This is a genomic window from Sutterella parvirubra YIT 11816, assembly GCF_000250875.1.
Taxonomy (GTDB): domain Bacteria; phylum Pseudomonadota; class Gammaproteobacteria; order Burkholderiales; family Burkholderiaceae_F; genus Sutterella; species Sutterella parvirubra.
This window is the reverse complement of record NZ_JH604899.1, coordinates 4,296-13,194: the sequence shown is the minus strand read 5'-3', so window position 1 is coordinate 13,194 and position 8,899 is coordinate 4,296. Positions and strand designations below refer to the sequence as shown.

Annotated in this window: 8 protein-coding genes and 1 other RNA gene; 7 read left to right on the top strand and 2 right to left on the bottom strand. The window is 67.6% G+C overall.

Annotation, left to right across the window (positions count from 1 at the left end):
- On the bottom strand, positions 1-384 hold a 384-nt coding region (locus HMPREF9440_RS02620; protein WP_040763295.1), incomplete at its 3' end, for an aminotransferase class III-fold pyridoxal phosphate-dependent enzyme.
- A gap of 282 nt (positions 385-666) precedes the next feature.
- Positions 667-1,839 (bottom strand): outer membrane beta-barrel protein, encoded by a 1,173-nt coding sequence (locus HMPREF9440_RS02615; protein ID WP_008541222.1) that lies wholly within the window; start codon positions 1,837-1,839, stop codon positions 667-669.
- Between the two features lie 238 nt (positions 1,840-2,077).
- Here HMPREF9440_RS02615 and rnpB point away from each other — a divergent pair.
- The 7 genes from rnpB to HMPREF9440_RS11350 form a co-directional block, all read left to right on the top strand.
- Positions 2,078-2,389: RNase P RNA component class A (rnpB, locus tag HMPREF9440_RS10395), an RNA gene on the top strand.
- 269 nt (positions 2,390-2,658) lie between these two features.
- Entirely contained in the window at positions 2,659-3,096 is a 438-nt protein-coding gene (gene mraZ, locus HMPREF9440_RS02610) for a division/cell wall cluster transcriptional repressor MraZ (RefSeq protein WP_040763294.1), read from the top strand.
- A gap of 24 nt (positions 3,097-3,120) precedes the next feature.
- Entirely contained in the window at positions 3,121-4,083 is a 963-nt protein-coding gene (rsmH, locus tag HMPREF9440_RS02605) for a 16S rRNA (cytosine(1402)-N(4))-methyltransferase RsmH (RefSeq protein ID WP_008541217.1), read from the top strand.
- Entirely contained in the window at positions 4,080-4,493 is a 414-nt protein-coding gene (locus HMPREF9440_RS02600) for a hypothetical protein (RefSeq protein WP_008541216.1), read from the top strand. The genes rsmH and HMPREF9440_RS02600 overlap by 4 nt, the downstream gene beginning before the upstream one ends.
- On the top strand, positions 4,490-6,370 hold the full coding sequence (locus HMPREF9440_RS02595; RefSeq protein ID WP_008541215.1) for a peptidoglycan D,D-transpeptidase FtsI family protein: 1,881 nt from the start codon (positions 4,490-4,492) through the stop codon (positions 6,368-6,370). The genes HMPREF9440_RS02600 and HMPREF9440_RS02595 overlap by 4 nt, the downstream gene beginning before the upstream one ends.
- Before the next feature lie 27 nt (positions 6,371-6,397).
- Complete coding sequence (locus HMPREF9440_RS02590; protein WP_008541214.1) at positions 6,398-7,912, top strand: UDP-N-acetylmuramoyl-L-alanyl-D-glutamate--2,6-diaminopimelate ligase; 1,515 nt, start codon at positions 6,398-6,400, stop codon at positions 7,910-7,912.
- Positions 7,912-8,899: Mur ligase family protein (locus tag HMPREF9440_RS11350; RefSeq protein WP_008541213.1), on the top strand; the 988-nt coding region annotated here is incomplete at its 3' end. The genes HMPREF9440_RS02590 and HMPREF9440_RS11350, both read left to right, overlap by 1 nt.

The following is an 8,899-nucleotide window of genomic DNA, read 5'->3' as shown; positions in this document are numbered from 1 at the left end:
GCCGCGCGCAAGACGGATGGCGCTCATGCCGGCTTCGGTGCCGGAGGAGACCAAGCGCACTTCCTCCATCGAGGGGACGATCTTGCGGATCTCTTCCGCGATTTCGATTTCGGCTTCCGTAGCGGCGCCGAAGGAAATCCCGCGCTCCACGGCGGCGTGGAGGGCTTCCAGAACGGCCGGATGGTTGTGGCCGAGGATCATCGGGCCCCAGGAGCACACGTAGTCGACGTACTGCTTGCCTTCGGCGTCCCACATGTGGGGACCCTTGGCGCGCTCGATGAAGCGCGGGGCGCCGCCCACGGAACGGAACGCGCGCACGGGCGAGTTGACGCCGCCGGGGATGACCTTCTGGGCGCGTTCGAAAAGCTGTTCATTGCGGTCCATGACTCGTATGACTCCTTGTGGTATCTGGTGCGGGCCGCCCCGTCGAGAAGGCGGCGCGGGGAAAGGTTGCGGCCGCCCCGGGGCGTAAAGACCCATTGAGGTGTGCCGTATTGTAGTGGCGAATGCTGAGGCGGCCGTTAAGAAGCGGGTGCGGATGTGTCTGCGGGCGTTGCGGCGCCGTCTCCGTCCCGAGAGGGCGGAAGGTGCCGGAAGGCGCAAAAAAGCCGCGGGCGGCGTCGCGCCCGCGGCTTTTTGGGAAATGCACCGGCGTCAGCGGCTTCCTCAGAAGGCGAAGCCCACCGAGAGGTTGAAGTCGGTCGGCATGGCGCGCAGACCGTAGCTCCCGGGGCGGCCTTCGACGACGCCGTAGTAGCGCGCGAACGAGGTGTCGATCCCGCCCGTCACCTGAACGTTGGGGAGCGGCGCCCAGGTGAAGCCCGTCGTGAGGACGGGGTGCCAGGAGTCGTCCTTGCCGGTCGAGGTTTCGGCGCGGCTGTACCCGAGACCGGCGCCGGCGAAGAGTCGGAAGCTCTTCGCGACGTCGATGCCGTAGGCGATCGTGAGCGAGTAGGTCTCGGTCTCCAGCCGCTGTTTGTGTTCGCCCTTCGTCTGCGCGGCGTCCGTGTAGACGCGGATGTCGTTCTTCGCGCGCTTGTACTTGAGGTCGGTCTGCCAGTGGCGGCCCGAGTAGCGGCGGATGCCGACGTTCCAGCTCGAGTCGTTCTTGATGGTGTTCTTCGACTCCTCTTCGCTGTTGTCCATGTAGGTCCAGCCTGCGCCCCCGTAGATGAAGGTGCGCCCGTCCGCGAAGGGGCTCGACGCGGGGAGCGGGTTCTTGCGCGAGCCCGCGTTGTCGATCGCGATCGTGGAGTAGAAGAAGAACACGTTCGTGAAGGGGATGTAGGTCCCGTAGAAGGAGAACGTGTCGTTGCCGATCTTGGCGACGGGCAAGGGCATCGGGAAGGGGAGCCACGCGTAGTCGCCGCGGGCGGTGATGCCGGCGATGTAGCCCGCACCCCAGTGGAGGCCGGTGTTGAAAATCGGCCAGCGCGCCACCCAGGAGTAGCCCACCACGGGTTCCACGCGGTAGTTGGAGTCGACGAAGGCGATCGCGAAGAGCGTGCGTTCGTTGCCGCGCTCATCGATCAGCTGACGGCCGAAGCCCGCACCGAACGGGTTCGCGTTTTCCTCGTCGCGCTGGGGCCAGTCCCAGGTCGGGTGGTTGGTGTAGGTGGGCAGGATCAGAAGGTCGGCGCCCTTCGACGCGATCATGCGGGTGCCTTCGACCGTGTCGGCCCAGAAGGTGCCGAAGTCGCCGGGGCGGTCCGCGGCGGAGCGCGCGGCCCCTGCGGGAGTCGTGTCGATGATGGCGTTGATCGCGTCGCCGAAGCCCGCATGGGCGGCGCCCGCGGCCGCGAGAAGCGCGGCGATGGTGATGTGCTTAACCTTCGTCATGTCGTGGCGGCGGCCTGGTTTTGCCGGTTCCGGCATCGGTTCCGCCGGAACCGGAACCGGAACGGGAACGGGCCGCCTCGTTGGAAATGGGGAAATGTGTCGAGGGGCTCATTCTCCCACGCTTTTCGGGCGCGGGGCGTCAAACCGGAGCCCAAAAGATGAGGCGGCCGCGACGAAAAGCCCCCGGACGGGTTGAAATCCGCGGAGCGAATGCGTAGAGTTGCTCCCTTCTGCGGCGGGAGTTCTCCGGACGATCGTCGGCGGCTTCGCGCCGCGGGAGGAAAGTCCGGACTCCGCAGGGCACCGTAGCAGGCAACACCTGTCCACCGTGAGGTGCGGATCAGAGCAACAGAGACGAGCCGACTTCGGGTCGGGTGAAACGGGCAATCTCTACGGGGAGCAACATCAAATAGGCCGTCACATGGGACCTGCCCGGTCCTGACGGCGGGTAGATGGCTTGAGGCGCGGCGCGAGCCGCGTCCTGGAAGAATGATCGTCACCGCGGGCTTGTCCCGCGGAACAGAATCCGGCTTACAGGGGAGGTCCCGCCGCAGATCTCCTCATTCACTGAAAAGGGATTTCGGAGACGCCTCCGGGATCCCTTTTCCGCATGTGCGGAATCTTCCGGGAACGTCCGCGGCCCAACCGTTTCGACCCATAGTGAAACGCTTCGTTGCAAATCACGCGTCTTCGATTGACCCGCCCACAACACGCCGTTAATCTTGAGGGATCTCATGTGGGAAAATGTGGGACTTTGTGGGGCCCGGTGCGCTTTTCGGGATGGAACGGCGCGGAAAGGCCGCTTTTTCGGGGACAAACGTGTTTCAGGGGACGACGCTCCATACGCTCGACGCCAAGGGACGGCTTGCCGTGCCCGCGCGGCACCGTGAGGCGTTCGCCGCGGACGCCGCGGCGGAAGACGGCTCGGCGGGCCTCGTGCTCACGCGCCACCCCGACGGCTGTCTCGTGCTCTATCCGCTCTCCGTTTGGGAGGAGAGAAGACGGCGTCTGATGCGCCTTCCCCACAGCGCCCGCGCGCTCGTGCGCCTCGTTCTGGGCGGCGCGGTCGAACTCCGCTTCGACGCCGCGGGCCGCATCCTCATTCCGTCGGATCTGAGAACCCTCGCGGGGCTGGAGCGCGACTGCGTGCTCGTGGGCCTGGGCGAGCACCTCGAACTCTGGAGCGAACCCGTCTGGCGCAAGAACGAAGCCGAAGCGCTTGCCGCAGGGATCGACTCCGCCGACTTCACCTTCTGACCCCCAAGGGGGAGCCTTCCACCGATGACCGAGCCGCTGAAGCACATCTCCGTACTGGGCGAAGAAGCCCCCGAAGCCCTCCTGACCGACCCGAACGGCATCTACGTCGACGGGACGTTCGGGCGGGGCGGGCACAGCCGCCGCATTCTGGAGAAGTTGGGGCCGGAGGGCCGCCTCTACGCCTTCGACCGCGACCCGGAGGCGGTGGTGGCCGCGCGCGGGATCACGGATCCCCGGTTCACGATCATCCACGAACCCTTCTCGACGATGCGGGAGAGCCTCGCGGCTTTGGGCGTCACCGAAGTGACGGGCGTCTTCTTGGACATCGGGGTGTCGAGCCCCCAGATCGACGACGCCGCGCGCGGGTTCTCCTTCCGGATGGACGGCCCCTTGGACATGCGCATGGACACGACGCGCGGCGAAACCGCCGCCGAGTGGTTGGCGCGCGCCTCGGAAGCCGAGATCCGTGAGGCGGTCAAGGTCTTCGGCGAAGAGCGCTTCGCGGGGCCGATCGCGCGGGCGATCGTGCGCCGCCGTCATGAATCCCCCATCACGACGACCAAAGACTTGGCCGCACTGGTCGCGTCCGTCGTGCCGAGGAACAAAAAGGATCAGCTGCAGCACCCCGCGACCCGCACCTTCCAGGCGATCCGCATTCAGGTGAACGCCGAGTTGGATGAACTCCGCCGCGCGTTGAGCGCCGCGGGCGCGATCCTGCGCCCCGAAGGGCGCCTGGCCGTCATCAGCTTCCATTCGCTCGAAGACCGCATCGTGAAGCGCTTCTTCGAGCGTGAGGCGCACCCCGAGCGCGAGCTCGATCCCCGTCTGCCGATTCCCGCGTCGCAGCTCCCGCAGCCGCGCTTCACGGACGTGAAGCGCATCATGCCGGGCGAGGCCGAGTGCGAAGCCAACCCGCGCGCCCGCTCTGCGGTGCTGCGCGTGGGCGTTCGCACCGCCGCGGCCTGGGTCGAAGGAGACGGCGCATGACGACGCCGAGCATGTTCGAGCGCGTGCTCGTGGTGGTTTTGGGCGCGGGGCTCTTGGCGAGCGCCGTCGCGTCCGTGGAACTCCACCACCGGACGCGTCAGACCTTCACCGCGCACGAGCGTGAGGCGGATCTGATGCGGCGTCTCTCGGACGACCGCTCGGAGCTTCTCATGAAGGTGCACCGCGCGTCGCTCCCCGGGAACATCGCGGCGGGCGCTGCCGAATTGGGTTTGAAGGGCGCGACCGGCGCCAACACCGTGACGATGGTCCAGGAAGAGGACGGGCGCATCGTCTGGAGCGAAGAGACATTGGCTCGCCTGGCGGCCTGGAACGCCGAGCAGGCGGAAAAAGAGAAGAAGGCCGCGGAGAAGGCCGCTGAGCGCGCGAAGCGCCAGGGAGCGCCGCGATGAGGCGGTTCGTCGACGCGGTGATGGAGCGGCTCCAGGACATGCTCGAACGCTTGGGCGAGCACGTCCTGGGGGCGCTCACGCACGTGGCGGGCTGGGTGGTCGAGTGGGTGCAGAAGAAGCTCGCCGCCGACCGCGAAGCGCGTCGGCCGCAGCCGATCAACCGCGCGAGCCCGCTTCTTCTCATCCCGATCCCGAAGTGGAGGACGCAGTTCGCGTTCTTCCTGATCGTGGTCGCGTTTCTGGGGCTCGCGGTCCGCGTCTTCTGGCTTCAGGTCTACACGAGCGACTTCCTTCAGGACAAGGGCGAGGCGCGCTACGCGCGCACGATCACGATCGCGGGCTCCCGCGGCGAGATTCTGGACCGGAACGGCGTCGTGTTGGCCTCGACCCAGCCCGTCCGGAGCATCTGGGCGGACCCGGCCTTCACGAAGAAGGCGACGAAGGAAGACCTCAAAAAGTTGGCGGAGGTCCTCGGGATCTCGTACGCGGACTTGGACAAGAAGCTCAAGAACCCGCCGTCGCGCAACTTCGTCTACCTGGCGCGAAAGCGCGACCTCGCGACCGCGGAAGCCGTGAAGGCGCTCGCCATCCCCGGGATCGGCGTGCAGGCGGAGGTGCTCCGCGAGTATCCGGACGGCCCCGTGACCGCGCACGTCGTGGGCTTCACGGGTTGGGACGACCACGGCCAGGAAGGCGTGGAATTGTCGAAGGACGATGTGCTGACCGGCAAGGGCGGCGCGCGCCGCGTGCTTCGCGACCGGTTGGGCCGCATCGTCGACGACGTCTGGGCGAAAGACGCGGTCGAAGGCCGCGACGTGAGCTTGTCGATCGACTCCCGCGTGCAGTTCATCGCGTACGAGGCGCTCTCCGACATGATCGTCGAGTCGGGCGCGAAGGCGGGCGCGGTCGTGGTGGCGGACGTGCGCACGGGCGAAATCCTCGCGTTGGCGAACAACCCGACCTACGATCCGAACGACCGCTCGACGATGGTCTTCGAGCGCGTGAGGAACCGCGTTCTGACCGACGAATTCGAACCCGGCTCCACGATGAAGCCCTTCGCCATCGCGAAGGCGATCGACATGGGGATCGTCGACCCGCTCACCACCATTCAGACGGCGCCCGGCAAACTCACGATCGGCGACCGCACGATCGGGGACACGCACGACTACGGGTTGCTGACCGTCGCTGAAATCGTCGCGAAGTCCTCCAACATCGGCACCACGAAGATCGCGCTCGAAATCGCGCCGCAGACGCTGTGGGAAACCTACACGGCGTTGGGGTTCGGCCGCGCGCCCGACATCGGGTTCCCGGGCGCGACCGCGGGGCGTCTGCGCCCCGCGAAGAGCTGGCGTCCGATCGAGCAGGCGACGATTTCCTACGGGCACGGCATGACCGCGTCCTTGATGCAGCTCGTGCGCGCCTACACGGCCCTGGCGCGAAACGGCGACGTGATTGATTTGACGCTTGAGAAGCGTGAAGGTCCGGTCGAGAAGGGCACGCAGGTCTTCAAGCCCGAGACCGCCCGCGTCATGCGCGCGATGATGATGCAGACCGTCGCGCGCGGCGGGACCGCGACGCGCGTCAAGGTCGCGGGCTATTCCGTCGCGGGAAAAACCGGCACCGCCAACAAGGTGAAGGACGGCCGCTACACGAACGACGTCGTGGCGAGCTTCGTCGGGTTGGTGCCCGCCACCGAGCCCCGCTTCATCATCGCGGTGATGGTCGACGAGCCCGGTCCCAAATACCACTTCGGCGGGCGCGTCGCCGCGCCCGTCTTCAACCGCGTCGCCGAAGGGGCGCTCCGCACCCTGATGGTGACGCCCGACGACGTGACGAGCGCCGGAGGCGTGGGCCTGATGGCCAAGATCCGGCACTGACGAAAACCCATCGAGAGATTTGCTTGCATGCAGAACCGTACGACCGACTCCATCCTCGCCTGGCTGCGGGGACTGGCCCACGAAGGGGCCCGACTCGTGCTCGACAGCCGGCGCGTGAGGCCGGGCGACGTCTTCGTGGCGGTGCCGGGCGCGGCCGCGGACGGCCGCAACTTCATCCGCGTCGCCGCGGCGCGCGGCGCCGCGGGCGCGCTGATGGAGGCGGACGGCGCCCTGCCTGAGCACCATCCGGTCCCGACCCTGGACGTCGAGAACCTTCTCCCGCGCCTGGGTGAGATCGCCTCGGGCTTTTACGGCGAACCCTCGGCGCAGATGACCGGGGTCGCCGTCACGGGGACGAACGGGAAGACCACGACGACCCACTGGATCGCGGCGCTCTTTTCCGCCTTGGGCACCAAATCCGCCGTCATGGGCACCGTCGGGACGACGTTGGGCGGCGTGCGCTTTGAAGCGCCCGCGCTCACCACCCCGGACGCCGCGTCGCTTCAGGGGCTCCTTGCCGATCTGAAGCGTGCGGGGGCGGACGCCTTCGCGGTCGAGGCGAGCTCGATCGGGCTCGTGCAGGGGCGGCTTTCGGGCACGCACTTCCGCACGGCCGTCTTCACGAACCTCACGCGCGACCACCTCGACTACCACGGCACGATGGAAGCCTACGCCGACGCGAAGGCGATCCTCTTTGCGTGGCCCGGGTTGAAGAACGCCGTCGTCAACGCGGACGACCCCGCAGGCGAACGCATGGCCGCGGTCGCGAAGAAGGCGGGCGTGCGCGTCTGGTCCTATTCGACCGAAGGCCGCACTTTGCCTGACGCCGACGAAACGCTCGAAGCCCGGAACCTCCGCGCAACCGCGGAGGGGATGGCGTTCGAACTCGTCTGGCGCGGGGTTTCCTGCCCGGTGGACTTCGCCCAGACGGGGTTCTTCAACGCGTCGAACCTTCTTGCGGCCTTGGCCGTCGTCTTCGCCGAAGGACACGCCCCCGAGACCGTGCTCGCGCACGTCGCCGGACTCCACGCCCCGGCGGGACGCATGGAGCGGGTGCGCTCGGGCGAAGGCCCCGCACCGCTGGTGCTCGTCGACTATGCGCATACGCCGGACGCTTTGGAGAAGGCTCTGGAGAGCCTCGCGCCCGTCGCGCGTGCGCGCGGGGGCGAACTTTGGTGCGTCTTCGGCTGCGGCGGCGACCGCGATCCGGGGAAGCGCCCGATGATGGGCCGCACGGCGGCCGCCTTGGCCGACCACGTCGTCGTGACGAGCGACAACCCCCGCACCGAAGACCCGGACGCGATCATCCGCGAGGTGGTGGCAGGTGCCCCCGAGGCGCGCGTCGAAGCCGACCGCCGCCTGGCGATCGTCTCGGCGATCGGCGCGGCCGCCGCCGAGGACGTGATTCTGGTGGCCGGCAAAGGCCACGAAGACTATCAGGAGATCATGGGCGTGAAGCACCCGTTCCTTGACCATGAAGCCGTGCGCGAGGGGCTCCTTGAGCGCCGCGTCGCCGCACTCCGCGCGAAGGAGACGCACTGATGATTTATTTGGAAGACCTCCCCGATACGGTCGAAGACTGGTTCAATTTCCTGAGCGATTCGTGCGGAGGGCGGATCTGGGGTGACGAAATGCTCTGCGTGACGCGGCTCACGACCGACAGCCGGGAAGCGGCTCCGGGGCATCTCTTTTTCGCATTGAAGGGCGAGCGCTTCGACGGACACGACTTCGTCGCCTCCGTCGCGGCCGCGGGCGCCGCGGGCGCGGTGGTGTCGCGATGGGTCGAGCTTCCCCCGCCGTACACCGACTTCGCGCAGATCATCGTCCGCGACGTCGGGATCGCCTACGGCGAGGCCGCGCGGGCGTGGCGCCTTTTGAACGACGAGCTCGGCGTGATCGCCGTGGCCGGAAGCAACGGGAAGACGACCACCACCCAGATGATCGCCTCGATTCTGAAGACGCAGTGGGGGGATCGGGCGCACTCGACCCGCGGGAACCTCAACAACCTCGTGGGCGTGCCGAAGACCCTTCTCGAACTCCAGGTCAACGCCGAGGCCGCCGTCATCGAAGCCGGGATGAACCATCCGGGCGAAATGGGGCTCCTCGCGCGCTGGATTGCGCCCTCCGTCGCCGTCGTGACGAACGCGCAGCGCGAACACCAGGAATTCCTCTCGGGCGTGCGGGAGACGGCCTATGAGAACGGCCTTCTCATCGCGGCGCTTCGGGATCCCGGCATCGCCGTCTTCCCGAAGGCCGACCCTTGTGCGGACGTGTGGGCGTCGATGGCCGCCGCGAAGAACGTCTCCACGATCACCTTCGGGTTTGAGGAGGATTGGGCGAAGGAACTCGAAGCCGAGGCGCAGGCGGGCGAGAACGTGATCCCCACTCCCTACACCTCCCGCGTCATGGGGAGGACGCTCCCCGACGGACGCCTCATGATCTTCGGGGACCACCTGCCCGACATGGAGGTGAAGCTCGCGGTCGAGGGGCGTCACAACCAGCTGAACGCCCTCGCGGCCGCGGCCGCCG

Excerpts from the sequence above, each read along its gene's own strand:
- rsmH (WP_008541217.1), top strand. The coding sequence starts at position 3,121 with ATGACCGAGCCGCTGAAGCACATCTCCGTACTGGGCGAAGAAGCCCCC.
- HMPREF9440_RS02600 (WP_008541216.1), top strand. The coding sequence starts at position 4,080 with ATGACGACGCCGAGCATGTTCGAGCGCGTGCTCGTGGTGGTTTTGGGC.
- HMPREF9440_RS02595 (WP_008541215.1), top strand. The coding sequence starts at position 4,490 with ATGAGGCGGTTCGTCGACGCGGTGATGGAGCGGCTCCAGGACATGCTC.
- HMPREF9440_RS02615 (WP_008541222.1), bottom strand. The coding sequence starts at position 1,839 with ATGACGAAGGTTAAGCACATCACCATCGCCGCGCTTCTCGCGGCCGCG.
- HMPREF9440_RS02590 (WP_008541214.1), top strand. The coding sequence starts at position 6,398 with ATGCAGAACCGTACGACCGACTCCATCCTCGCCTGGCTGCGGGGACTG.